Annotated in this window: 22 protein-coding genes and 2 pseudogenes; 12 read left to right on the forward strand and 12 right to left on the reverse strand. The window is 58.6% G+C overall.

All coding sequences use genetic code 11. The features are described from left to right. Nucleotides 1-41 precede the first annotated feature (41 nt). Both KUF73_RS03260 and KUF73_RS03265 read right to left on the reverse strand, forming a co-directional pair. On the reverse strand, nt 42-668 hold the full coding sequence (locus tag KUF73_RS03260) for a glutathione S-transferase family protein (protein ID WP_218436592.1): 627 nt from the start codon (nt 666-668) through the stop codon (nt 42-44). Nucleotides 669-746: 78 nt separating this feature from the next. Continuing rightward, entirely contained in the window at nt 747-1,628 is an 882-nt protein-coding gene (locus KUF73_RS03265; protein ID WP_218436593.1) for an NmrA family NAD(P)-binding protein, read from the reverse strand. Between the two features lie 106 nt (nt 1,629-1,734). On the opposite strand from KUF73_RS03265, the gene KUF73_RS03270 reads away from it, so the two are divergent. Further along, entirely contained in the window at nt 1,735-2,310 is a 576-nt protein-coding gene (locus tag KUF73_RS03270) for a TetR/AcrR family transcriptional regulator (protein ID WP_218436594.1), read from the forward strand. 84 nt (nt 2,311-2,394) lie between these two features. Here KUF73_RS03270 and KUF73_RS03275 read toward each other — a convergent pair whose 3' ends face one another. From KUF73_RS03275 to KUF73_RS03300, 6 genes are all read right to left on the reverse strand, one after another. Further along, a complete protein-coding gene (locus KUF73_RS03275) occupies nt 2,395-3,801 on the reverse strand; it encodes an aldehyde dehydrogenase family protein (protein ID WP_218436595.1) in 1,407 nt (468 codons plus the stop codon). Nucleotides 3,802-3,992: 191 nt separating this feature from the next. Further along, nucleotides 3,993-4,709: a glycosyltransferase family 25 protein gene (locus KUF73_RS03280; RefSeq protein WP_218436596.1), complete on the reverse strand. Its 717-nt coding sequence runs from the start codon at nt 4,707-4,709 to the stop codon at nt 3,993-3,995. Between the two features lie 249 nt (nt 4,710-4,958). Then, nucleotides 4,959-5,351: a GFA family protein gene (locus KUF73_RS03285; RefSeq protein ID WP_218436597.1), complete on the reverse strand. Its 393-nt coding sequence runs from the start codon at nt 5,349-5,351 to the stop codon at nt 4,959-4,961. Between the two features lie 96 nt (nt 5,352-5,447). Beyond that, complete coding sequence (locus KUF73_RS03290) at nt 5,448-6,479, reverse strand: NAD(P)-dependent alcohol dehydrogenase (RefSeq protein WP_218436598.1); 1,032 nt, start codon at nt 6,477-6,479, stop codon at nt 5,448-5,450. Between the two features lie 106 nt (nt 6,480-6,585). Further along, nucleotides 6,586-7,170 (reverse strand): hypothetical protein, encoded by a 585-nt coding sequence (locus KUF73_RS03295; protein ID WP_218436599.1) that lies wholly within the window; start codon nt 7,168-7,170, stop codon nt 6,586-6,588. 501 nt (nt 7,171-7,671) lie between these two features. Beyond that, entirely contained in the window at nt 7,672-8,736 is a 1,065-nt protein-coding gene (locus tag KUF73_RS03300) for an alpha/beta fold hydrolase (RefSeq protein WP_218436600.1), read from the reverse strand. Nucleotides 8,737-9,193: 457 nt separating this feature from the next. On the opposite strand from KUF73_RS03300, the gene KUF73_RS03305 reads away from it, so the two are divergent. Beyond that, entirely contained in the window at nt 9,194-9,790 is a 597-nt protein-coding gene (locus tag KUF73_RS03305; protein ID WP_218436601.1) for a DJ-1/PfpI family protein, read from the forward strand. Between the two features lie 213 nt (nt 9,791-10,003). On the opposite strand, the pseudogene KUF73_RS03310 reads toward KUF73_RS03305, so the two are convergent. The 4 genes and pseudogenes from KUF73_RS03310 to KUF73_RS03325 form a co-directional block, all read right to left on the reverse strand. Next, nucleotides 10,004-10,288 (reverse strand): annotated as a pseudogene (locus tag KUF73_RS03310) (hypothetical protein); the annotation flags it as partial. Nucleotides 10,289-10,291: 3 nt separating this feature from the next. Then, nucleotides 10,292-11,218 (reverse strand): serine hydrolase, encoded by a 927-nt coding sequence (locus tag KUF73_RS03315; protein ID WP_256345335.1) that lies wholly within the window; start codon nt 11,216-11,218, stop codon nt 10,292-10,294. 87 nt (nt 11,219-11,305) lie between these two features. Further along, nucleotides 11,306-12,499, reverse strand: coding sequence for a GAF domain-containing sensor histidine kinase (locus KUF73_RS03320; protein ID WP_218436603.1), 1,194 nt, complete (start codon nt 12,497-12,499; stop codon nt 11,306-11,308). Nucleotides 12,500-12,567: 68 nt separating this feature from the next. Beyond that, a complete protein-coding gene (locus KUF73_RS03325; protein ID WP_218436604.1) occupies nt 12,568-13,425 on the reverse strand; it encodes a LysR family transcriptional regulator in 858 nt (285 codons plus the stop codon). A gap of 134 nt (nt 13,426-13,559) precedes the next feature. Between KUF73_RS03325 and KUF73_RS03330 the strand changes: the two genes are divergently transcribed. The 10 genes and pseudogenes from KUF73_RS03330 (at nt 13,560) to KUF73_RS03375 (ending at nt 23,555) form a co-directional block, all read left to right on the forward strand. Continuing rightward, nucleotides 13,560-14,612 carry an agmatine/peptidylarginine deiminase gene (locus KUF73_RS03330; RefSeq protein WP_218436605.1) on the forward strand — a complete coding sequence of 351 codons (1,053 nt, stop codon included), beginning with the start codon at nt 13,560-13,562 and terminating at the stop codon, nt 14,610-14,612. Nucleotides 14,613-14,616: 4 nt separating this feature from the next. After that, nucleotides 14,617-15,525 (forward strand): N-carbamoylputrescine amidase, encoded by a 909-nt coding sequence (gene aguB, locus KUF73_RS03335; RefSeq protein ID WP_218436606.1) that lies wholly within the window; start codon nt 14,617-14,619, stop codon nt 15,523-15,525. Between the two features lies 1 nt (nt 15,526). Then, nucleotides 15,527-16,630: an extracellular solute-binding protein gene (locus KUF73_RS03340; RefSeq protein ID WP_218436607.1), complete on the forward strand. Its 1,104-nt coding sequence runs from the start codon at nt 15,527-15,529 to the stop codon at nt 16,628-16,630. Between the two features lie 26 nt (nt 16,631-16,656). Continuing rightward, nucleotides 16,657-17,782, forward strand: a pseudogene (locus KUF73_RS03345) (agmatine/peptidylarginine deiminase). Between the two features lie 240 nt (nt 17,783-18,022). Continuing rightward, nucleotides 18,023-19,021: a bile acid:sodium symporter family protein gene (locus KUF73_RS03350; protein WP_218436608.1), complete on the forward strand. Its 999-nt coding sequence runs from the start codon at nt 18,023-18,025 to the stop codon at nt 19,019-19,021. 539 nt (nt 19,022-19,560) lie between these two features. Next, nucleotides 19,561-20,403 carry a transporter substrate-binding domain-containing protein gene (locus KUF73_RS03355; RefSeq protein WP_218436609.1) on the forward strand — a complete coding sequence of 281 codons (843 nt, stop codon included), beginning with the start codon at nt 19,561-19,563 and terminating at the stop codon, nt 20,401-20,403. Nucleotides 20,404-20,455: 52 nt separating this feature from the next. Next, a complete protein-coding gene (locus KUF73_RS03360; protein ID WP_371135398.1) occupies nt 20,456-21,277 on the forward strand; it encodes an amino acid ABC transporter ATP-binding protein in 822 nt (273 codons plus the stop codon). 11 nt (nt 21,278-21,288) lie between these two features. Beyond that, on the forward strand, nt 21,289-21,960 hold the full coding sequence (locus KUF73_RS03365) for an amino acid ABC transporter permease (RefSeq protein WP_218436610.1): 672 nt from the start codon (nt 21,289-21,291) through the stop codon (nt 21,958-21,960). A gap of 10 nt (nt 21,961-21,970) precedes the next feature. Beyond that, a complete protein-coding gene (locus tag KUF73_RS03370) occupies nt 21,971-22,636 on the forward strand; it encodes an amino acid ABC transporter permease (RefSeq protein WP_218436611.1) in 666 nt (221 codons plus the stop codon). Between the two features lie 37 nt (nt 22,637-22,673). Then, the gene (locus KUF73_RS03375; RefSeq protein WP_218436612.1) at nt 22,674-23,555 is read left to right on the forward strand and encodes a dihydrodipicolinate synthase family protein; all 882 of its coding nucleotides are present in this window, start codon (nt 22,674-22,676) and stop codon (nt 23,553-23,555) included. Nucleotides 23,556-23,573 lie beyond the last annotated feature (18 nt).

Raw genomic sequence — 23,573 nt, forward strand, 5'->3', positions numbered from 1 at the left:
GTGGCGTTCTGTTTTCATGAACCTGGTTTGCACCGCAAGGATTATTCAGGGAAATGCTGGAATGCCTTCAAGCCACGCTGCACGGCGGGCCTCGCTTCGATGGCGTCAAACCAGCGCGACAGGTGCGTGAGTGATGTCCAATCCAGCCGATCACGGATCGAGGCGGCTATCGTGAAAGCCGAGATGTCGGCCATGGAAAACCGATCGCCCGCCATGAACTCATCGGCCAGGAAGGTTTCTGCCAGGCTGAATTGTTCAAGCACCCGCCGATCGATGAGGGCCGCGGCATCGTTTGCCCCGGCCTGACGCAGAAAGAACGCGGCATGGCTGGGGGCAATAACATCGGTGACAAAAAAGAAGTAGCGGTCAAATACCTTGATGCGCTCCGGTCCGGGTTGCGCAGGCGAGAGTCGACCTGGCGCCTGGGTATCCGCGTACTGAATGATCGCGTTGGACTGGTTGATCACCTGCGCGGGTGTTGAACTTCGGTCTATCAGGGTCGGCACTTTGCCTGCCGGATTCAGGGCCAGGAATGTCGGATCGCGATGCTCACCCGCGCGCAGGTCGATACGTCTTGCGGTATAGGGGAGGCCAGCTTCTTCGAGTGCAATGGCTGCCCGCAAGGTATTACCGGTGTTTGCGCCGTACAGCTCAATCGCAGTATTCATTGGACGCTCCGTTTGAAAAGGGTGTTTGCTCGCCGGGTGAGTACCTGCTCAGCTTCACAAGCATTCACCCTGCATGTTTCAAGCATTGAACAGCGCTGCGTGAAGGGTGACGAATTGCTGAACCGTCATCGGCGCTTGTCCGGTCACTTCCTGGATGATGCTGTCTTCGCCTTCGAAAATGCCATGCTGATAGTCCAGTGCCACTTCGCCTAAGTGCTGGACGATAAAGGCAGGCAATCCGGCATCGAGCAGTTCGCGTTTGTAGTCTTCGAGACTGATTTGGGTGTAGCTGATCTTGCGTCCAAGCACCTCGCCGATGGCATCGGCGACACCTTGCTGGTTCAGTTCGGTCGGGCCGTGAAGGGTATAAGTCTTGCCCTGATGCGGCGCTGGATTTTCGAGAATAGCGGCAATCAGGCGGGCCTGGTCCTCGGCAGCGATAGGGGCGTGGCGACCTTCACCAAAGGGCAGGCGGATCTCGGCTTTTTCGAGGATGTGCGAGCGGAAATGCGGGTAGATGAGCCACTGGGCGAAATAGGTCGGGCGAAGGTGGGTCACTGCCAACCCGGACCAGTCGAAGACGCGTTCCGCCGTCCAGTGATCAAGCGCTGCGTTGCTTTTGGATTCGCGCCGTGCAGAAATCTGCGACATGTTGACCACCGCGTCGACACCGGCTTCTTTAGCCGCCTGGGCGAAGCGAGCAGTAGCATCGATCAACCCCGGCGCGATCGGGTAAACGAAGTACGCGGTGCGGATGCCTTCAAGCGCGCTGCGGACAGCGTTCAGATCCAGCAGATCACCCAGGACTACCTCGGCACCCAAGGCGCGAAGCTCTGCCGAACGCTCATCTTCTTTACGCACCAGTGCCCTGACCGGTACACCCTTGGAAAGGAGAGTTTCAATGGTTTTACGGCCGGTGAAGCCAGTAGCGCCCGTGACGAGAATGGTGGCTTGGGTCATGTTGGTAGCCTCAGGTTGTGGTATCAGTGCGGATATATTATGTTCGTAATACACATTAGATGTTTATCAACATCTAAGTCAAACACCACTCATCAGGATTCTTTGCATGCGCAAATCACGGCAGGAAACCACTGAAACCCGGAAGCGGATCGTAGAGGCCGCCAGCGTCGAGTTTCGAAAGAACGGTATAGATGGCACAGGGCTTGCGGGCCTTATGGCCGCTGCGGGCCTGACCCACGGCGGCTTCTATCGCCACTTTGAGTCGAAAGACCAGGTCGTGGCGCAGGCGTGCGGTGCAGCAATTGATGTGCTGGTATCAGAGTTGGAGGAGATCGCTGACGAAGGGGGGTTCAATGCTGCGGTGGGTTATTACCTTTCAACCGATCACCGGGATTCACTGGAAAAAAGCTGTCCGTATGCGGCGCTGGGCAGTGAGTTGGCTCGCGGCAATGAGCAGACCAAGGAGGTCGCGACCCTGGGGTTGGAGAGGGTTATTGAATTGCTTTCGGCTCAATCCGAATCGTCAGTGCCCGGGGCCGCACGCGCCCGGGCAATAGTCGCCATGTGCACAATGATGGGCGCGCTCACGTTGTCGAGAATGGTCACGCACCCGGCACTTTCAACAGAAATCCTGGAGGCGGCCTACGAACATTTGGCTGTTCCCGAAACGCCAGCAGATTAAGGCGCGAGACAAATCGCGTCGGTCGCAATGTTTCTCGCCTCGGCAGAGAGCGTTTCGGTGGAAGTTGATGAAGGGCCGCGGCCCTCAGCGACGAACAGCCCGAGACCGCCAGACCATCATCTTCTCAACCTGCATTTCCTTCATCGTGTGCGGAATCCCGCCCACGCCATGCCCCGACAACCGCGCCCCGGCGAAAGGCATCCAGTCCACGCGGAACAAGGTGTTTTCGTTGACCATCACCGCCGTCGCGTCGAGGTCCTGATAGCACTGCATGGCAACGTCCAGATTCTGAGTGAACACGGCAGCCTGGAAGGCATAGGGCAGGGCGTTGGCCAGTTGGATCGTTTCCGCCAGATCGTCATAGGCGTAGACCGCCACGACCGGGCCGAATACTTCCTTTTGCATCACGTTCGAGTCGATTGACGGGTTGAGCAGCACGGTGGGCGCATAGCTGTTGTGATCCAGCGCGCGACCGCCCGAGATCAAGCGAGCCCCGCCGGCAACCGCTTCATCGACCCATTGGCCAACGCGGTGCACTTCACGTTCAGAGATCAACGGGCCGACATCGGTGTGGATATCAGTTGGGTCACCGACCACCATCGCGTCACCCAATTGGCCCAGGCGCTTGGCGACCTGTTCGGCGATGCTGCTGTGGCAAAAGACTCGTTGCACGCTCACGCAGGCCTGGCCGGCGTGCCAAAAACCGCCACGGGCAATGCGCGGCAGTGCGTCATCGAGGTCGGCATCGGCTGCAACAATGACCGGCGCTACGCCACCATGTTCCAGCGCGCAGCGGGTGCCCGGCGCCAGGGTCGAGCGCAACATCCAGCCCACCGCCGCAGAGCCGATGAAAGAGAAGAAACCTACGCGCGGGTCCGACACCAACTTGCCGGTGACCGCATTGTCGGTCGGCAGCACCATCTGCGCCCAGCCGTTTGGCAGGCCGGCCTCGGCAAGGATTTCGATCAGGGTCTGGCAACTGAGCGGTGTATTGGCTGCGGGTTTGATGATCACGGGGGCGCTGACGGCGATGGCCGGCACCACTTGGTGCACGATCAGGTTGAACGGATGGTTGAACGCCGAGACCGCCGCCACCACGCCGATGGGTTCGTATTGGGTAAAGGCCACACGGTTTTCCGACGTGGCGTTGAGCCCCATGGGAATCACATGACCGCCCTCGGTACGCAGCACCTCGATGCAGTTGAGGATGCCGTCGATGCCGCGCTCGACCTCGGTGATCGAGTCCTTCAGCGGTTTGCCGCCTTCGCTGGCCGACTGGGTAGCAATCTCCATTTTGCGCGCGCGGATCAGCTCGGCAGTGCGGTGCAAAATTTCAATGCGTTGTGGTTTGGACAGCCACTGGCTGCGGTCGCGGAAAATACTGTGGGCGACACTCAATGCCTGCTCGACATCCGCTTCGGTAGACACCGCCACCTGGCCGACGACGGCGCTGTTGTAGGGGGCATAAACAGTCAGGGTTTGGTCGGACATTGGGCTTACCTCGAGGGGACAAAAGGACAGTTGGCCTGCCTTGTTATGAGTTGGGCCGACGGGTCTGTCGGCCTGGCGTCACGGTAGTCTCGAATGCCTTTTTGCAAAAATGAATAATTGAGAGCGTGTTGTTCAGTTTTAGAGAAAGTGTTGATCAGCTCCGAAGAGATCACGGCTATTTTTACGACAAACTAGCGGGTTCTCCTCAGGTTTCTTGCTTTCAACCTCCTGAGCATTCCCATTACCGGTCGCAGCAGAGGCACCCTGTCAAAGAAGGAAAGCGCATGCAGGTCCGTCCGTGAAGGTCGTTGATAGCCAAGATTCCAGGTGAAATAGTAAGCCCGGATCCCGTCATCCTTGTGAATGAGCGTATTGAGGGCCGCGTCATAATGCATCGGACCACCATCAGGATGTCCCGGCGGGCGCTCTAGAATCTGCAACAAAAAATCCCTCAACTTTGCAAAACATCTCCCGTTTACCGCATAGAAATGGGCCAGATGGATGGGCTGGTCGACCTCTTTCCAAACGGGCGAGTTTGAGTCCCCTCCGACCGGATGGCCAAAATAAACGATATCCCACTCCATCCCCTCCAGAGACTCGATGGCCTGTGTCCCGTATTCAGCAACGCGTCTGGAAAACTGAATGTCGTCCTCCAGGATCAGGATATTTTTCAGATTCAGGCGCATTGCCTCTTCCAGTACCCCCAGATGACTCAAAAAACAGCCCCTGACCCCGATGCTCGGGAAACCCTTTCCCTCAGTGGGTGTGACCGCCTCGAAAAAGCCTGTTTTTTCATCGTCAATGTCAAAGCCATTGCGAGCGAACTCTTCTTCTGTTTCTAAACGGCGATCCTTTCTGGACGAGATATTGATGATTCTTGCGCCATCAAAATAGTCGATCACATTCATCTGTCAGGTCCTTAGCGCAGACAATCAGGGGGGGATTGGGGGAGCTCGCACCGCATCAGCGCGAGGGCACTCATTGACGGCTCCGCGTCAGCGTCTGTGATCTCAATCTGTCCGGCTGAATGTTTGGCGATTTGGCCGTGCGCTCTATTCTCCCCGGGGTCGGAGTATAGGCTGCATTTGCGAATGAGTAATTGGTTTCATCAGCAGGCGGGCTGCACCGATTCGAAGACGCCCGATGAGGATTCCCGGCTACTCCTCAGAACGCCCGGAGCCTTCACGATCACGATCGTAATGCTTCGCGAGGGCAAACGCCGGCAACCACGACTCACGCCGCACGACCCAGCTTTCATAGGTCGGCGTCAGTTGGTCAGGGGCATCCAGAGAACCCAGGTTTACTTCGATTTCGTCGTCAGTGCGGGCGAACACGGATGAGCCGCAGGAAGGACAGAAATAGCGCCCGGCGTAGTCACGGGTTTCACCCTCGATCGTCACAGCAGTCTCAGGGAATATCGCCGACGCGTGAAAAAGCGCGCCGTGATGTTTGCGGCAATCGAGGCAATGACAAAGGCCAACCCGGTAGGGAAGCCCCGACGCCACGATGCGCACGTTGCCACACAGGCAACCGCCGGTGAATCGGTCCATGTTGCGTCTCTTTTGTCATCCCGCTTGATTTTGAATGGTCGACTGAGCATCGCTGAAGTTGACGGCGCGTGCGGCGTTAACCGACGCGCCACGCCCTCATTTACTGGCATCCAGCACCACGCGATAACGCGCCTTGCCACTGCGCAGGTGATCGATGGCCTCGTTCACCTGGCTCATGGGAAACATCTCGACCTGCGGCAGGATCTGATGACGCGCACAGAACTCCAGCATGGTCGCCGTATTACTGGGCGAGCCGACCGGTGAGGCGGACAGGGTCTTTTGTTGGGGAATCAGCTCGAACACATGCACGGGGATAGCGTCGGGCACGATGCCGACAAAATGCAGGCGGCCCTTGGCGCGCAGCGTTCCGAGAATGGCCGGCCAGTCGAGGTTGGCGTTGGCGGTAATCAAGAGAAAATCCAGGGTGCCGGCAATGGCCTTCAGCGCGCTGCTGTCGGTCGAGGCGATTACGTTGTGCGCGCCCAGGCGTTTGGCTTCGTCTTGCTTGCTCAACGATGAAGTGAAGGCGGTGACTTCGCAGCCCCAGGCGTTGAGGAAGCGCAGGGCCAGGTGACCGAGGCCGCCGATGCCCACCACACCGACGCGGTCAGTGGGTTTGATGCCGAATTCCAGCAGTGGGTTGAACACCGTCGAACCCGCGCAGAACAACGGGCCGGCCATGGCGGGATCGAGCCCGGCCGGAATCGGAAGGGCCCAGGCCCAGTGCGAGCGCAGGCGATCGGCGAAGCCACCGTTGCTGCCGATAATCGTGGGTTGGGCGGTGCTGCAAAGGTTGTGCGAACCGCTGATACACGAGGAGCAATGCATGCAACTGCCCTTGTACCAGCCAATCCCGACCCGTTGCCCGAGTTTCAGAGCGCGTACCTGCGCACCCACTCGCACGACACTGCCGACCACCTCGTGGCCGGGGATAAAAGGGTATCGGCTGATGCCCCAATCGTTATCGATCAGCGACTGGTCAGAGTGACAGACGCCGCAATATTCCACGGCAACCTCCACCTCTTCGTCCCCCAATGGGCCGGGATCGTAGCTGTAGCGCTCAAGCGGAGCGCCGGCAGCCGTTGCGGCCCATCCGGTAAAGGAATTGAGTTCGGTGTTATTGCTCATGGCGATACCTCCAGATCAGGAGACAGGATTTTCAGCTCGGATGTCGTGGCAAGGCGAAGAAAGTGTAGCTTGGCGCGGGAAGGTCGCAGCACCGCTGATCAGTGCCTCAAAACCCCAAGTAGCCGAAGTAGACGAATGTCAAAGCCGCGGCAATACCCAGTGCGGCCACGGCTTTTTTGGTGGAGTGGAAGTGCGGCAGGGTTCGGCTCGTTGGTTGCAAACCAGGTTCTGACAATGCAGCGAAGTGAAGGCGGCGTGGGAAAATCAGCAAGTAGATGTAACGCAAACCCAGCAGCAGGGACAGGGCGGCCAGTCCCAAGGCCAGTCGCTGAGCCATTGCCGGCTCGACAATGGATTCGGAGGTTTCCTGTTTGCAGACAGGGCTATTGAATTCGATGATGCTGATTTGCTGGTAGGCCGTCGAGGGCAGCAGTGCGTCACTCTTGATCGCCGCTACTTGAGCCAGGTCCAGGTCCTGATATTTCCAGAGTGTTGACGAGCCTTCACGGCAATAGGTGAACGCGACAGGGTCTGACGCTCTGATAATGCAAGCGTCGTCGATACCGTGTTTTTTCAGGGTTTCAGCCGCGGTCCTTGTGAAGTCCACGTCGAAAACAGGCATGACACCCGTGGCAGCAGCCTCGAACGAAAGCCACAGGCCGGCCATCGCGCAGATTGTTGAAGTTTTCAAAGTCGAAGCTCCCTCGTTTTACGTGGGCTTTTTTTTGTTTTTAGCGCGGAGCCTGGCTGTAACCTGCCTTGGATGAAGTCTAGACGTAATCGCAATTGCGATAGTGTTCAAAATGAAACGAATCAAACTATTTTTGTTGGCTGCTGTCTGCCTCGTCCAGAGAGCTGATGTGGCGAGAGAAATGCGCCGTGGAAGTAGTCACGATTTTTTCGCGTACGCAGAATGGGTGTCATGCCCGGAACCGCTGTAGAAGCGAGCCTGCTCGCGATAGCGGTGTGACAGATAACATCAATGTTGAATGTCCTGGCCTCATCGCGAGCAAGCTCGCTCCTACTGGTGTTTATTGGCGTGCTCGGGATTGGTGTCCGGCCCAAATTCACTGTAGGAGCGAGCTTGCTCGCGATGGCGGTGTGACAGATAACATCAATGTTGAATGTGCCAGCCTCTTCGCAGGCAAGCCTTGCTCCTACAGGTTTGGGGGTTTAGCTGTTCAGATCAGCCTCAGAGGTGATCCGCATCGATCACGGCCTTGGCGAACGCTTGCGGGTCTTCCTGCGGAAGGTTGTGGCCGATGCCGCCGTTGATCAAGCGGAACTCGTATTTGCCGGTGAAGCGCTTGGCGTAATCCTCCGGCGCCGGGTGCGGTGCGCCGTTGGCGTCGCCTTCAAGGGTGATGGTTGGCACGCTGATGGACGGCGCCGTGGCCAGTTTTTGCTCCAGCGCTTCGTATCGGCTTTCGCCTTGAACCAGGCCCAGGCGCCAGCGGTAGTTGAACACCGTGATGTCGACATGGTCTGGGTTTTCCAGCGCCTTGGCACTGCGGTCGAAAGTGGCGTCATCGAACGCCCATTTCGGTGACGCCGTTTGCCAGATCAACTTGGCGAAGTCGTGGGTGTTTTTCTCATACCCGGCGCGGCCACGGTCGGTGGCGAAGTAAAACTGATACCACCATTGCAGTTCAGCCTTCGGTGGCAGCGGATTCTTGCCGGCTGCCTGGTTACCGATCAGATAGCCGCTGACCGAGACCAGCGCCTTGACCCGCTCTGGCCACAGCGCCGAGACGATGTCGGCCGAGCGCGCGCCCCAATCATAGCCACCGAGCACCGCTTGCTTGATCTTCAGTGCATCCATGAAATCGATGACGTCACTGGCCAGCGCGGCCGGTTGACCATTGCGAACGGTTTTATCGGACAGGAAATGCGTATCGCCATAGCCGCGCGCATACGGCATCAGCACGCGATAACCTTTCGCTGCCAGCAAAGGGGCGACCTGGTCATAGCTGTGAATGTCATACGGCCAGCCGTGCAGAAGAATCACCACCGGTCCATCCGCCGGACCTGTTTCGGCATACGCGACGTTCAGCAGCCCAGCGTTGACATGTTTCAGCGGGCCGAACGGCGAGGGCGCATACGTGGCACCCGCGCTGGTCGCGACTGGCTGCGCAGTTGCTGCCGTTTGCGCCTGGGCTGCGCCGAAAACGCCGATCAGGGCAAACGCGAGAATCGATGAGCCGACCAGATGGTGGCGGGCCTTGAAGGTTTTGTTGTTCTGCACTGCCATCTGCATGGTCATGTCTCCGTTGCAAACCATTGGCCAGGGGATCTGGTTGATCCCCTTCAAACCTTGGTTGTATTTGAAAGCGGCGACGTATCTGGCTTGTGTCGAATGTTAGTCCAGATGAAAGCTTATGTAGCGACGTGTGCTTCATACACACTCTGATACATAGCGGACCAGCAGACATGCTGTGCGGTGTTGCGATCAACCGAAAGCTGGCCCGTTGGCGATCATGTCGTTGAACTGATTGACCCACGCATGCTCGTTCGGGCCGGGGTTGGCGCGCATGGCCTCGGCCGGCTAAACGAGGATTTCGTCCACGCCACTCTCAAACTGCTGCATGGCTTCGGTAATGAACTGTTCAGCAACGTGTTAGTCCGGTGAATGTATCCATGACAATTTTTTGAATGTATTAACCGCCGCTTTTAGGATGGAGCCACATATCGTCTCCACGCGCACGAGGCTGCCCATGCACATCGCCATCCTGACCTTCGACGGTTTCAACGAACTCGACTCGCTGATCGCGCTCGCCATCCTGAACCGGGTCCAACGCCCCGGCTGGCGGGTGTCTATCGCCAGCCCCACGGCCAAGGTGCAGTCGATGAACGGCCTGGTGATCGAGGCTCAGTCAACACTTGAGGAGGCATGTGCCGCGGACGCTGTTCTGGTGGGCAGTGGGAAAAAGACCCGTGAGGTCGTCGCTGATGCTGGGTTGATGTCTCGTCTCAAACTCGACCCGACGCGGCAACTGCTCGGTGCCCAATGCTCGGGCACGCTGATACTGGCCAAACTTGGCTTGCTTAATGACGTGCCGGCTTGCACGGACCTGACCACTAAACCATGGGTCGAGGAGGCCGGGGTGGCGGTGCTCAACCAGCCGTTCGTGGCCAAGGACAACGTTGCGACGTGCGGTGGCTGCCTGGCATCGCAGTATTTGGCCGCCTGGTTCATCGCTCGCCTGGAAGGCATCGAGGCGGCGCGCAATGCCATTCACTATGTGGCACCGGTGGGTGAAAAGGACGATTACGTGACACGCGCGATGGCGAACATTTCACCGTTCCTTTAAGCCTTTGGTGCAGCCACAACTCCCCTGTAGGAGCGAGATTGCTCGCTATAACGCGGGCACATTTGGCCTCGATGCCGCCTGATAGACCGCTATCGCGAGCAAGCTCGCTCCTACAGTTTTGATCTTTGGTGTGCGCGAAGCCGGTGGCCGGCATAGATCCCTGTATGAGCGAGCTTGCTCGCGATGAGGCCGGCACATTCAACACCAATGCCGGCTGATGGATCGCTCATTGATCGACTGCAGTTCTTCCTTGCTGGTTTCCAACTCTTCGGTGGCCGAACGCAGTTCTTCGTTGATCGCCTGCATTTCCTCGTTTGATGCCTTGAGTTCCTCGCTGGAGACTTCCGATTGTTCGATCGTCGCCTGCAAATGCAACTTGGTGCGCTGCAACTCGTGTTCGAGGTTGGCCAGCATCTGGTTTTCGGTCTGGTTGGCGCAGACGTTCAGCAGATCGTTCGGATCGACTTCGCGCTGCTCGAAAATCACCAGCACGTAGTCGTTTTAGCCAGATGATCGTAAAGCGGCCATCAAGCGTCGAACAACATTTGCTTCGACGTTTCCTTCGCTGGCGCCTTTCTCAAAAACGGCGCAACACGCCGACGTATTGCCGTCAGTGCAGCGGTAAATGGCAACCACACTGCCTGGACCGCCGCCGGTATGTCCGCACAGGTTCAAGCCGCCCTCGATCGAACTCTGCATGACACCCAGGCCATAAGCTGGATTGACCCAGGGGCGACCGGGAATCGGACCTCCAAGCGGGCGTACGGTTTGCATTTGCTGGAGCAACGCCTGTGGCAGAAGGCGTCCGGCGAGCAAGCGATCCAGCACAAGTGCCGCTTGGGAGAGCGGACCGATCAGCAATCCGTGATAGACCCAGGCCGGGTCGTAGTTCGAGGTATCGCCAAGGGATGTCTGTTGTAAGTCTGTTCGGGTTTTTGCGAAGCGAACGGCCTCTATGTCCAATGGCGCCAGCACCCGTCGTGTCACCGCCTCTTGAAACCCCAGGTTAGTCACGCGTTCAATGAGCCTGGTTATGAGCAGGTAGCCGACGTTCGAATAGCGCCAGCCGGTGCCGGGGCTGTAGCGCCGTTGGGTTGCATCGAGGCGCTGCATCATTTCATCTGCCGACCAGGCAGGTTCATTGTTGGCGACGGCGGCATGGTATTCAGCCAGTTGACCGTAATCCGCCAGCCCCGCCTCATGTCGCAGCAGTTGGCGCAGCGTGAATAGTTGATCGGGAAGCGGATCGTCCAGCCCGACAAGGCCATCACGGACCAGCGACAGGGCCGTCGCGGCCAGGACCGTTTTGGTAAAGCTCCACCACGGGACCACGGTTTCAGGCTGATCAATGGTGAGCAGTTGGCCGTTCGATACCAGCGAATGTTCTGCTCCAGTGATGATTTCTGAAGGTTGGATGGGTCTAGGCACGGCGCTCTCCCGGAGGGAGGCTTGCCCGCGAAGAGGCCAGCACATTCAACATCTCCATCGGCAGACACACCGCTGTTGCGGGCAAGCTCACGCCCATTTGAATCGGGCAGGGAATCGGGCAACAAAACAGGTCCCGGATTCCAGCGTGGACACCACACTCAACTTACCGTTGTGAGCGGTGCTGATTTGCGAGGCGATGTAAAGCCCAAGCCCCAGCCCTTCACCTCGTTGCCCCGCCTCTGACCGGGTAAAGGGTTCAAACAGCAATGGCATCAATTGCGGGGGGATCGGGTTGCCCTGATTGGTCACGGATATGACGATCTCGTCCTCCTCGGCACAGGCTTGCACACTGATGGGATGCGCTGTTGAACCGTGAGTGACGGCGTTTCCGAGGAGGTTGGATAGCAATTGGCTGATGCGAAGCGAATCGCAATAGACGCCAGTCGGCACGTTCAGCGAGTGTGTAAACGTCGCCCCCGGATGCGACGCTTGCACTTCATCGAGGGTCAGTTTCAGCGTGCTACCCAGATCGTCGATCAACTGGCGCTTGATGGGAATCCCGCCACCCATCCGGCCCCGGGCAAAATCCAGGACGTTTTCAATCAGCATGCCCATGCGCGTCGAGCTACTGCGAATGGCCGAAATCAGGTTCAGTGATCGTTTGTCCGCTGTTTTGGTTTCCAGCAGGTCGGCGCTCATGCGAATGGCGCTCAACGGGGTTCGCAGGTCGTGCCCAAGTACGGCGATGAACTGTTCGCGCAATCTGCCGTGCTCATTGGCGGTCAGCAACGCGGCTTTCGTCGCTGCAAGGTTGCTTTGCGTGTCGAGGCTCATCGCGATCAGTTGGGCGAAGAGGGTGAGGGTTTTGGCGATAGCCGGTTCGTCCAGGTGCGCGGGCACCGAATCGATGGCGCACAAGGTGCCAAAAAAGTCGCCATTGGCCTTGATGATGGGGATGGAGATGTAGCTCTCCAGTCCATAGGTTTTGGGTGTGTGATGCAGCGAAAAAACCGGGTGTGCGCTGGCGTGCCCGAAAATGACCGGCAGTCGGTGCTGGCGGATTTCATGACAGATGGTCGATTCGAGCACCAGTTCGTCTCCGGGTTTCAAGCCGAATTCGATGGAATCGTCCACCGCACACGCCACCCAGTTTTTCTCGGTGACCCTCGCCACGGCGGCGAAGCGCATCCCGGTGAAGTGCTTGACCATGCTCAAGATGACCGGCACAGCATCAATACTGTGGATGGCATCAACATCGAGTGAGAATTCTGGGCTGGTCATGGCTATACGGTTCAAATGAGTTCGATCTGAGACTATCGCTAAACCCGCAAACTGGCTAATTGGGCTGATCAGCCCGTGCGTTGCAGATTACTGATCAGCCACTCGCAGAAACTCCGAGCATTAGTCTCGCTGTCACGATGGGTGAGCAAAGCCCAGTTCGGGCCACGAATGGTTTGCTCCACCAAGGGTTGCAACAACCCATTGGTGCGCGCTTGCTGACTGAGTAATTCGCTGACCAGCGCGATACCGAGTCCCGCGCAAGCGGCGTCCAGCAGCAGGCCCGGATCGGAGAAATTCAGCCCCTGATCTTGTTGGCCAACATCAATCCCCGACTCCACCGCCCAATGACTCCAGTCCATTTCCCGCTCGCCGTGCAGGGTGGTGCGCTGTTCGCCGGGCAACGCCATCAAGTTCGGATGACAAGCCGGGTAGAGGCGGTCGGCATGCAGCACCTTGAAGCTGCATTCGGCCTGGGAACTGATGTCATCACGCACCGCAATGTCGATGGTCTCGGTGGTCATGTCCGGAACTTCATCGGTGCTGTAAATCCACAAGTCGACGTCCGGATGCTGACGGCGAAAATCCCCCAGGCGCGGCAGCAGCCAGTGGCGGGCGAATGCCGGTGTGGTGTTGAGCACCAGTTGATTGGGTTTCTGGTATTGCCCGAGCCGACGAATGCCCACCGCCAGTTGTTGCAGCATCGCCTGAGTGGTGCTGAGCAAATCGTGGCCGGCATCGGTGAGGCTGACGCTGCGCCCGCTGCGAAAGAACAACGGTTGCTCAAGGTACGCCTCAAGGCTGCGGATCTGCTGACTGATGGCGGACTGAGTGAGATGCAGCTCATCCGCGGCCTTGTGAAAACTGCCCAGCCGCGCGGCGGCTTCAAAGCCGCGAAGGGTGCTGAGCGGGGGCCAGTGCTTGAGCATATTGATAAGTTCCTCTAATCAGTTTTGCGCAAAATCCATCGTTTGTTCGCCCGATTTTACAGCCGTAGCATGCATGCCAAGACCGCCAAGGCAGTTTTCATTGAACAGAATGACTTAACTTAAAGGTGCTTGTCATGCAGCAGAATGAAATTCGGAACACCGGTTGGATGATGCCGGCAGAGTGGGTCAAGCACGCCGCGACCTGGATGGTCTGGCCGCACAATCAGGCACTCTGGGAATCCGGTTGGCGCGTGACATTGGCGCAGGTGCAAGAAGACTTCGCCGGCGTGGCCAACGCCATTGCCCGTTTCGAACCGGTGAAAATGGTCGTTGACCCTTCGGCGGTTGCCAGCGCCAAAGCCCTGTGCGGGCCGAACATCGAACTGATCGAATTGGCGGTGAACGACAGTTGGTGCCGCGATTCCGGCCCGAGCTTTGTCTGCCACCCGCAACAAGGGCTGGCCGGGGTGAGCTGGCGCTTCAACGCATGGGGCGGCAAGTCGGCCCATGACCTGGACGAAGGCCTGGCGCGCCGCGCGCTCAATCATCTGGGCCTGCCTTGTTTTGGCACGCCGCTGAGCAACGAAGGCGGGGCCATTCATGTCGACGGCGAGGGCACGCTGATCACCACCGAATCGGTGCTGCTCAACCCCAATCGCAACCCGGGCATGAACAAGGCCGAGATGGAAGACATCTTCACGCGCCTGCTGGGGGTGAAGAAAACCATCTGGCTGCCGGGCGATCCGGACTATGTCACCGGCGATATGACCGACGGCCATGTCGATGGCGTGTGCGCATTTGCCCGCCCCGGTGTATTGCTGGTGGACGCCACCCGCGACCAGCAATCGGTGTATGCCGAAGTGGCCCGCGAGAACCGTCGTGCGCTGGAACTGGCTACTGATGCCCAGGGCCGCCATTTCGAGCTGATCGAACTGTTCGAAGCCTCCGAAGCCGTGGACACCGAAGCCGAAGTGTTCTGTGCCTCCTACACCAACTTCTACATCGCCAACGACGCAATCATCATGCCGGCCTATGGCATCGAGGCCGACCACGCGGCAGCCGAAGTGTTGGCTCAAGCCTTCCCGGGCCGTGAAGTGGTGCCAGTGCGGATCAACCACCTGGCCCATGGCGGCGGCGGTGTGCATTGCATCACCCAGCAGCAGCCCGCCTGGCCAGTGGAGGGTTGATGCCATGACCTTGATGACAATTGCTGTCACTCAGATGCCGTGCACCTGGGACTTGCAGCACAACCTCGATCAGGCCGAACAACTGGTACGTGAGGCAGCGGCCAAGGGTGCGCAGGTGATCCTGTTGCAGGAGTTGTTTGCCACGCCGTACTTCTGCATCGAGCAAAGCCACCAACACCTGGCGCTGGCCGAAGAGTTTCGCGACAGCCATGTGCTCAAACGCTTTGCCGCACTGGCCAGGGAATTGGGGGTGGTGCTGCCGCTGAGCTGGTTCGAAAAAGCCGGCAACGCTTACTTCAATTCCTTGAGCGTGGCCGATGCCGACGGGCGACTGCTGAGCGTGTACCGCAAGACTCATATTCCTAATGCTATCGGTTATCAGGAGAAGGAGTACTTCAGCCCTGGCGATACCGGTTTCCGCGTCTGGGACACGGCGTTCGGGCGCATCGGCGTGGGCATCTGCTGGGATCAGTGGTTCCCCGAAACCGCGCGCTGCCTGGCATTGATGGGTGCCGAAGTTTTGCTGTTTCCCACTGCGATCGGCTCTGAACCGGGTTGCGCCACCCTCGATTCCCGCGACCACTGGCAAATGACCATGCGCGGTCATGCTGCGGCCAACATCCTGCCGGTGGTGGCGGCCAACCGCATTGGTCGCGAAGCGGCGACCACCGATCCGACCTTGCAGATGAATTTCTACGGTTCGTCTTTTATCTGCAACCACAAGGGCACATTGCTCGCCGAGGCCGACCGTGACAGCACCAGCGTGCTGGTCCATAGCCTGGACCTGGCCGCCATGCGCGAAGAGCGCTTGAGCTGGGGCATTTATCGCGACCGTCGTCCGGACATGTACGGGGCGTTGTTAAGCCACGACGGTCGGCAAATCCATTCACGCTGGAACACTCAAGGGGTTTGATATGCGCCAATCCAACAAGCTGTTGACCGGTGTCCTGGGCCTGGTGCTGATCGGTACGTTGCCGTCGCTGCACGCCGAGGATAAAACCCTGCGCCTGTACAACTGGGCCGATTATTTTGCCGAGGACACCCTGAGCCGATTCACCGCCGAAACCGGGATCAAAGTGATCTACGACGTGATGGATGGCAGTGAAACACTGGAGGCCAAGATGCTCGCTGGCGGCAGCGGTTATGACCTGATCTTCCCCGGTGACACGGTGGCCGAGCGCTTGATGCGCGCCGGCAGCCTGCTGCCGCTTGACCCGTCAAAGCTCACCGCGCTGGGCGACGTCGAACCCGGCTTGCAAAAGCTGCGTTCGCACTATGAGCATTCGAGCAAGGCCACGGTGCCTTACACCTGGGGCACCATCGGCCTGACCTATAATGACGAACAGATCAAACAGCGCGTGCCGAATGCCCCGGTCAACAGCCTGGACATGCTGTTCAAGCCGGAACTGGCCGCCAAATTTGCCGATTGCGGTATCTCGATGATCGATTCACCGGATGAGGTGCTGGCCGTGGTGCTCAATTACCTCGGTCGCGACCCGCGCAGCGCCAAGCCAGAAGACCTGACAGCGGCGAGCGATCTGCTGCTGAAAATGCGGCCGTATATTCGCAAATTCCAGTCGCAGCCGGTGACCGACCTGGTGAACGGAAACCTGTGCCTGTCGCTCGGTTACAGCGGGGACATGACCCAGGCACAACGAACCTCGGACGCGGCGGGCAAGAAAACCTCGTTCCAGTACCGTATTCCCCGAGAAGGCACCACCGTGTGGATGGACACCATGGCGATCCCTGTCGACGCCAAACATCCGGAGTACGCCTATGCGTTCATCAACTTCGTCATGCGCCCGCAGAACATGGCCGCCATCAGTAACTTCACCGGTTACCCGACCTCGAACGCCAAGGCACGTCCGGACGTCGATGCGAGCATGCGCAACAACCCGGATATTTACCTCGACGAAGCCACCTATGCACGGCTGATTCCGGGCAAGGATATTCCCCAATCGGACATGCGCGCCCGCATGCGGACCTGGACAAAATTCAAGACAGCCACCGCGAAATGACTTCAGATACATTCAAGGATCAAACCATGTCGACGCGTCGTCAGTTCATAAAACAGGTATCGGTGGTGGCCGGTCTGGGCGCGGCAGTGTCCCTCGGCCTGGGCCTGGCACCGTCGCGTGCGCAAGCGGCTGCCTCGGGCAACTGGTTCATGCCGGATGAGGGCGACAAACACCGACAGGCCTTCATCGCTTTTGGCGCTCAAGAGGCGATCTGGGAGGACTTCACTCCGGACGTGCAAGCGGCGCTTGGCCGTATTGCCCGGGCCATCGCCGACTACGAGCCGGTGACCGTGTTCTGTCGTGAAAGCGAACGGGACTTGGCCGAGGAACACTGCGGCACGGCCAACATCACCTACGTCAGCACTGAACTCGATGACATCTGGATGCGCGATATCGGTGCCAACTTCGTCGTCGATGGTCAGGGCGGGCTCGGCGCGGTGGACTTCAATTTCAATGGCTGGGGCAACAAACAAAAGCACAAGGAGGATGCGCAGGTCGCGGCTCTGGTGGCCAAAACCGTGAATGCCCGCTACCTGCGCAGCGAGTTGGTGGGCGAGGGCGGTGGTATCGAAGTGGATGGCCACGGCACCGGGATCATGACCGAAAGCAGCTGGATCAACGTCAACCGCAACCCCGAATGGAGCAAGGCCGAGGTTGAAGAAGAACTGAAAGCCCGGCTGGGTTTGCGCAAAATCATTTGGCTGCCCGGAATCAAGGGCAAGGACATCACCGACGCTCACGTCGATTTCTACGCCCGATTCGTCAAGCCGGGCGTGGTGATCGCCAACCTCGATAGCGACCCGGAGTCATACGACCGCAAAGTCACGCTGGCTCATCTGGAGATCCTGAAAAACGCCACGGATGCCGACGGCCGCAAGCTCCAGGTGCACACCGTGTCGCCACCGCTCAAGCCGCGCCAAAGCAAGTTCAACCGCGAAAACCCGGACTTTGCGGCCGGGTACATCAACTACTTCGTCATCAACGGCGCGGTGATAGCGCCGGAGTTCGGTGACAAGACGGCAGATACACGGGCGTTTGATTTGTTGTCGGAGCTCTACCCGGATCGCGAGGTGGTGCAGCTCAATATCGATGCCATCTCTGCCGGGGGGGGGCGGGATTCACTGTGTGACCAGTCATCAGCCGATGGTTTAAGTAACGATTCAGCACAACCCTCTGTAGGAGCGAGGCTTGCCCGCGAAGGCTTTGTATCGGTCGATATCACTGTTGAATGTACCGACCTGTTCGCGGGCAAGCCTCGCTCCTACAGGAATACTGCGCTCTTGAATTGCGTCTTGTCCTTTACGCGACATCTTCTGGCTTACTAGCGTTAGTCGGCAATTGTCAGGCAAGTTAGAGTCCTGATCACGTTCCCGGCAATCCTGGATGATCCTCATGACTCGCCCTCGCTTCTTACCCGACAATTTCACCCTGACCCTGGTCGGCGTGGTGCTTCTCGCCAGTTTTCTGCCCGCCAGCGGTCAGGTGGCGGTGGGCTTTGGCTGGCTGACCAACATCGCCATTGCCCTGCTGTTTTTCCTGCATGGCGCCAAGCTGTCGCGTGAGTCGATCATCGCCGGTGCCGGCCATTGGCGCCTGCATTTGCTGGTGTTCAGCCTGACCTTCGTGCTGTTCCCGCTGCTCGGCCTCGCGCTCAAGCCCGTCTTGTCGCCGTTGATTGGCGATGACTTGTACATGGGCATGCTTTACCTGTGCGCGCTGCCCGCTACGGTGCAATCGGCGATTGCCTTTACTTCGCTGGCGCGCGGCAACATTCCGGCAGCGATTTGCAGTGCGGCGGCATCGAGTCTGTTCGGGATTTTTCTCACGCCGTTGCTGGTGACGTTGCTGTTGAATGTGCACGGCGACGGCGGCTCGACCATCGATGCGATTGTGAAGATCAGCATTCAACTGTTGCTGCCCTTCATTGCCGGGCAAATCGCACGGCGCTGGATCGGTGCCTGGGTAGGGCGCAACAAGAGCTGGCTGAAGTTCGTTGATCAGGGCTCGATTCTGTTGGTGGTCTACGGGGCTTTCAGCGAAGCGGTGAACGAAGGCATCTGGCATCAGATTCCGCTGCGGGATCTGGCGGGCCTGGTGGTCGCTTGCTGCGTGGTGTTGGGGCTGGTGTTGGTCGCGGCCACGGTGCTGGGCAAAGCCTTTGGTTTCAGCATGGAAGACCGCATTACCATTCTCTTTTGTGGTTCGAAGAAGAGCCTGGCAACCGGCGTACCCATGGCCCAGGTGCTGTTCGCCGGCAGCACCATCGGCGTGTTGATCCTGCCGCTGATGTTGTTCCATCAGATTCAGTTGATGGTCTGCGCGGTGTTAGCGCAGCGCTATGCAAAACGCCATGAATCGGTGGCTGAATTGATGGGGCAGGTTGATCCTTGATCGCCAGACGAAAAAGCCTGCAATCCGATTGCAGGCTTTTTCAGTCAGGCAGTTCTTGAGGCATTGACACACCTGTGGCGAGGGAGCTTGCTCCCGCCGGGCTGCGTAGCGACCCCAAAAATCTGACGACCATTGTTGATTTTTGTGAGTGCTGCGCACTCGAGCGGGAGCAAGCTCCCTCGCCACAGATTTCTCATAAACAGCGTTGCTTCCCTGGGCCGATCCCAATCCCCTTTTCCACGACATACAGTCCTGCCTTGCGCTGGGGCTGGGTCGACTGCACCTGTCGTCACCTCAAAAATCCATCCCTCCGATACTCCGACACTCCCTCCAGGCCTTGCAGCACGGGCATTTGCTGCTCGCGGCCAGGAGCGGACGTCCGACCGCTCGGTCATTTTCCCAATAATTTTTCCGATCTCGTGTTGACAGCTTAATTCGTTCAAATCTAATCTGCATACAGCGCTGCACACATGACGGCGCACAACGATGTAGATTTGTACCTTCCTGCCTACAAGAACGAATTCATCGGAGAGGTCAAAATGGCTCGGTTCCTTCCTCGCACCATCCGCAACATGCTCGTTTGTGCATCCGCTATTGGCGCGTTGCTCAGTCAGGTCCCAGCCCAGGCGGCTGATGTTTCACTCTGGAAAGACATTCAGAAAGCCGGCGTCCTGCGTTGCGGGGCCGCCGTCGCTGCGCCTTACGTCATGCGAGATGCCCGCTCTGGTGAATACAGCGGCTACTTCGTGGACCTGTGTCGCGACTTCGGCGAGAAAGTACTGAAGGTGAAAGTCGAGTTCGTCGATACCAACTGGGACAACCTCGTGGCGGGCTTGCAAGGTGGCAAGTGGGACATGGCGATGGCGCTGAATCAGACCCCTGAGCGCGCATTGGCTGTGAGCTTTTCGGTGCCCGCCACCGACTATCAAGTCTCGTTGTTGATCAATAAAGACAACTCGAAACTGGCGAATGCAGGTAACACCCTTGCCGATTTCGACAAGCCTGAGGTGACCTTTGCGGTCATGTCCGGCACCGCTCAGGACAAGGCGATTTCGGCCGTCATCAAGCAAGGCAAGATCATGCGCCTGCCGGGGATGGACGAGGTTCGTCTCGCCGTCATGTCCAAGCGCGCTGACGTATTGGTCGATGCCAGCGACACCAACCACTTGTTCGCGGTTGCCAACCCGACATGGACGAAGGAAGTGCTGCCTAAACCTGCGCTGGCCAAGCAGGGCGTCGCGTTCGGCGTGCGCCGCGACGTCAGCGCCGCTGACTTGCAGACGCTGAACATCTACCTCTCGCAGCGCCGTGAGACCGGTGAAATCGACGCCCTGGTCGACAAAGCCTCGCAACTGGCCAACGCCGACAAAACCCCTCAGTAAACCCCGCCGATGGCGAGCGCGCAGCGGGCTGCGCGCTCTCGGAGAATGTTCGATGAAAACTTCCAATCTGGCGGCGGTGCCGTCACGGCCTCTGCACGCCTGTGAAATGAAGGGCGCTGAGTTCATCCAGCTGCGCGACGTCTATAAGTCCTACGGCGAAAACCTGGTGGTGATGGACCACCTCGATCTGGATATGCGGGCCGATGATCGCCTGGTCATCATCGGCCCCAGCGGCAGCGGAAAGAGCTCGTTGCTGCGGGTCATGATGGGGCTGGAGAGCATTCAGGGCGGGACCATTCGCTTTCAGGGCAAAGCCTATATCGATGGCAATGCCCGGGGCAAAGGCAAGCCCATGGACTGCTCGCTGCAAACCCAGGTGGGCATGGTGTTCCAGCATTACACCTTGTTTCCGCACCTCTCGGTTCTGGGCAATTTGATTCTCGCACCCATGAAAGTGCATGGGCTGTCCAGGGCACAGGCAACGGAGAAGGCGCGGGCATTGCTGGCGCGGCTTGGCCTGGAGAGCAAGCTCAATGTCTACCCCAGCCAATTGTCCGGTGGCCAGAAACAGCGGGTGGCGATTGCCCGTGCGCTGATGCTTGAGCCCAAGTTGATGCTATTCGACGAAGTCACCTCAGCGCTCGATCCGGAAATGGTGATCGAGGTGCAGAACGTGATGCTGCAACTGGCCGAGCAGAAGATGGCGATGATCATCGTCACCCACGACATGCACTTCGCCCGGCATATCGCGACCCGTGTGGTGTTTTGCGCCAACGGCAAAGTGGTCGAACAAGGCCATCCCGACCAATTGTTTACTCAGCCCAAGGAACCCCGCACCCGCGAGTTCCTGGAAAAAGTGCTGCACCTGGACTGAGGACGGCGACCATGAATTATCAATTCGACTTCAACTTTCTCAACGGTAATTTCGGTCTGTTGTGGGATGGCCTGAAGGTCACGCTGCAACTGGCATTGGTGTCGAACATCGTCGGCCTGGTACTGGGCTTTGGCCTTTGTCTGCTGACCTTGAGTCGCTGGTTTTTTCTGCGTTGGCCGGCGCAGCTATTCATCGAGTTCTTTCGTTGCACGCCGGTATTGCTGCAAATCGTCTGGTTCTTCTACTGCGTGCCGATGCTGTTCGACGTGTTCATTGACCCGATCACCATGGGCGTCCTCGCCCTGGGCCTGAACCTGACGGCATTCAATGCCGAGGCCTACCGGGCCGGCGTACAAGCTGTTCCGCGTGAGCACCTGGACGCCTGCGTCGCATTGGGTCTGCGCCCATGGCAGCGCACGCTTTACGTGATTCTTCCGCAAGCATTGCGCAGTGCCATCCCGGTGCTGATGACCAACGGCATTTCGATCCTTCAGCAAAGTGCGTTGGTGGCGATCGTTGCCGTGGGCGACCTGATGTACGTCGGCAAAAGCATCGCCACCGAAGCCTACCGTCCGTTGGAAACCTACTCGTTGATCGCGCTCATCTACTTCGCCTTGTCGCTGCCCATCGCTCAGTTCGTGCAATGGCTGGAACGCCGTCAGGACGCCGCGCTCGCGCGCTGAGGAGACTGTCATGAATCTTGATTTCACCGTGGTGTTGTCTTACTGGCAGGCCTTGTTGCAAGGGCTGGCGTTGACCCTGGTATTCACCGTCGGGTGCGCGATTCTGGGCAGTCTGTGCGGGTTTTTTCTGAGCCTGTTGCGTGCCTCGCGTCGTCGCTGGTTGAGCGTACCCGCGGGTCTCTATGTTGAGCTGTTTCGCGGTACGCCGCTGCTGATCCAGCTGTTCTGGGTGTTCTTCTGTTTCCCGGTGGTGTTCGGCATCGATGTGCCGCCCTATGTGTCGGTGTTGCTGGCACTGACGCTGTACATGACCGCGATCACCAGCGAGACCTTCCGTGGCGCGCTGAAATCCATTCCAGCAGAACAGCACGATGCCTGCGTCGCACTGGGGCTGGCCTCATGGAATAAAACGGTCTTTGTGGTGTTTCCCCAAGCCCTGCTTCGAGGCATCCCGCCGCTGCTTTCCAACGTGGTTTCGCTGTTCAAGGAAAGCGCGCTGATTTCCTCGGTAGGTGTCGCCGACCTGATGTTCGTCGGCCAGAACATCTCCAACAGCACGGCCCGCCCGGTCGAGTTCCTGTCGGCGGTCGCCGTGATCTATTTCCTCGTGGCGTTCCCGTTGACCCGGCTGGTTGGCGTGATCGAGACGCGGATGCTGCGACGTTATGCGTACTAACCCCAACCCGTTTTCCAACATAAGTGGAGTGTCTGCAATGACCCAACTCAAAGGCATCCTGCCTGCTCTGGTCACACCGTTCGACAAGGCTGGATATGTTAATTACGACATGCTCTCCAACATCATCGAGTCGCAGCTCAGTGCCGGCGTCACGGGTTTCGTGCCGCTGGGCTCCACCGGCGAGTACTACGCGCTGACTAACGACGAACGCCGACAGATCCTGGCCACAGTGCGCGAAGTGGTCGGTGACCGTGGCGTACTGATTGCCGGTGCCAATGGTTCCTGCACCCGTGAAGTCATCGAGCAGGTGAAACAGACCCGTGATGCGGGTTACACCAACCTGCTGATTGCGCCGCCTTATTACGCGCTGCCGTCGCAGGAAGAGTTGATCGGCCACTATCAGGCCATTCTGGATGCCGCGCCCGATATCAACGTGGTGATGTACAACTACCCGGTACGCACCAACGTTGAAGTCGGTTTTAGTGTGCTGGACGCGTTCAAGGACAACGAGCGCGTTATCGGCATCAAGGAAAGCAGCGGTAACTTGTTGCGCGCCATCGAAATCGGCAACACCTACAAGGATAACTATCAGTTGTCCTGCGGCTCCGATGACCAGGCATTGGACTTCTTCCTGTGGGGGGCGACGAGCTGGATCTGCGGTCCCGCCAACTGCCTGACCCGACAGGTCTGCGATTTCTACACCAAGTACACCAGCGGTGACCTGGCGGGCGCCCAGGCTATTGTGCGTTCGCTGTTCCCGGTATTGGCGGATATGGAGTCCGGCAAGTTCATTCAGAAGGTCAAGTACGGCTGTGAGTTGGCAGGCTTCGATGCCGGCAACGCAAGAATGCCGTTGCAGCCCCTGACCACCGAAGAGAAGGCCGGTTTCCGCAAGGCTTTCGAACTGGCCCTGGGCTAACCGTGCATGCCGTATCGG

This window comes from Pseudomonas sp. PD9R (assembly GCF_019200975.1).
In the GTDB taxonomy this organism is placed as follows: domain Bacteria; phylum Pseudomonadota; class Gammaproteobacteria; order Pseudomonadales; family Pseudomonadaceae; genus Aquipseudomonas.

What these genes read in the sequence shown, in the direction of transcription:
- KUF73_RS03365 (WP_218436610.1), top strand. Translation starts at nt 21,289, where the DNA reads ATGAATTATCAATTCGACTTCAACTTTCTCAACGGTAATTTCGGTCTG.
- KUF73_RS03355 (WP_218436609.1), top strand. Translation starts at nt 19,561, where the DNA reads ATGGCTCGGTTCCTTCCTCGCACCATCCGCAACATGCTCGTTTGTGCA.
- KUF73_RS03330 (WP_218436605.1), top strand. Translation starts at nt 13,560, where the DNA reads ATGCAGCAGAATGAAATTCGGAACACCGGTTGGATGATGCCGGCAGAG.
- KUF73_RS03270 (WP_218436594.1), top strand. Translation starts at nt 1,735, where the DNA reads ATGCGCAAATCACGGCAGGAAACCACTGAAACCCGGAAGCGGATCGTA.
- KUF73_RS03325 (WP_218436604.1), bottom strand. Translation starts at nt 13,425, where the DNA reads ATGCTCAAGCACTGGCCCCCGCTCAGCACCCTTCGCGGCTTTGAAGCC.
- KUF73_RS03370 (WP_218436611.1), top strand. Translation starts at nt 21,971, where the DNA reads ATGAATCTTGATTTCACCGTGGTGTTGTCTTACTGGCAGGCCTTGTTG.
- KUF73_RS03320 (WP_218436603.1), bottom strand. Translation starts at nt 12,499, where the DNA reads ATGACCAGCCCAGAATTCTCACTCGATGTTGATGCCATCCACAGTATT.
- KUF73_RS03285 (WP_218436597.1), bottom strand. Translation starts at nt 5,351, where the DNA reads ATGGACCGATTCACCGGCGGTTGCCTGTGTGGCAACGTGCGCATCGTG.
- KUF73_RS03275 (WP_218436595.1), bottom strand. Translation starts at nt 3,801, where the DNA reads ATGTCCGACCAAACCCTGACTGTTTATGCCCCCTACAACAGCGCCGTC.
- KUF73_RS03290 (WP_218436598.1), bottom strand. Translation starts at nt 6,479, where the DNA reads ATGAGCAATAACACCGAACTCAATTCCTTTACCGGATGGGCCGCAACG.
- KUF73_RS03280 (WP_218436596.1), bottom strand. Translation starts at nt 4,709, where the DNA reads ATGAATGTGATCGACTATTTTGATGGCGCAAGAATCATCAATATCTCG.
- KUF73_RS03305 (WP_218436601.1), top strand. Translation starts at nt 9,194, where the DNA reads ATGCACATCGCCATCCTGACCTTCGACGGTTTCAACGAACTCGACTCG.
- KUF73_RS03350 (WP_218436608.1), top strand. Translation starts at nt 18,023, where the DNA reads ATGACTCGCCCTCGCTTCTTACCCGACAATTTCACCCTGACCCTGGTC.
- KUF73_RS03340 (WP_218436607.1), top strand. Translation starts at nt 15,527, where the DNA reads ATGCGCCAATCCAACAAGCTGTTGACCGGTGTCCTGGGCCTGGTGCTG.
- KUF73_RS03375 (WP_218436612.1), top strand. Translation starts at nt 22,674, where the DNA reads ATGACCCAACTCAAAGGCATCCTGCCTGCTCTGGTCACACCGTTCGAC.
- KUF73_RS03300 (WP_218436600.1), bottom strand. Translation starts at nt 8,736, where the DNA reads ATGCAGATGGCAGTGCAGAACAACAAAACCTTCAAGGCCCGCCACCAT.
- KUF73_RS03260 (WP_218436592.1), bottom strand. Translation starts at nt 668, where the DNA reads ATGAATACTGCGATTGAGCTGTACGGCGCAAACACCGGTAATACCTTG.
- KUF73_RS03360 (WP_371135398.1), top strand. Translation starts at nt 20,456, where the DNA reads ATGAAAACTTCCAATCTGGCGGCGGTGCCGTCACGGCCTCTGCACGCC.
- aguB (WP_218436606.1), top strand. Translation starts at nt 14,617, where the DNA reads ATGACCTTGATGACAATTGCTGTCACTCAGATGCCGTGCACCTGGGAC.
- KUF73_RS03265 (WP_218436593.1), bottom strand. Translation starts at nt 1,628, where the DNA reads ATGACCCAAGCCACCATTCTCGTCACGGGCGCTACTGGCTTCACCGGC.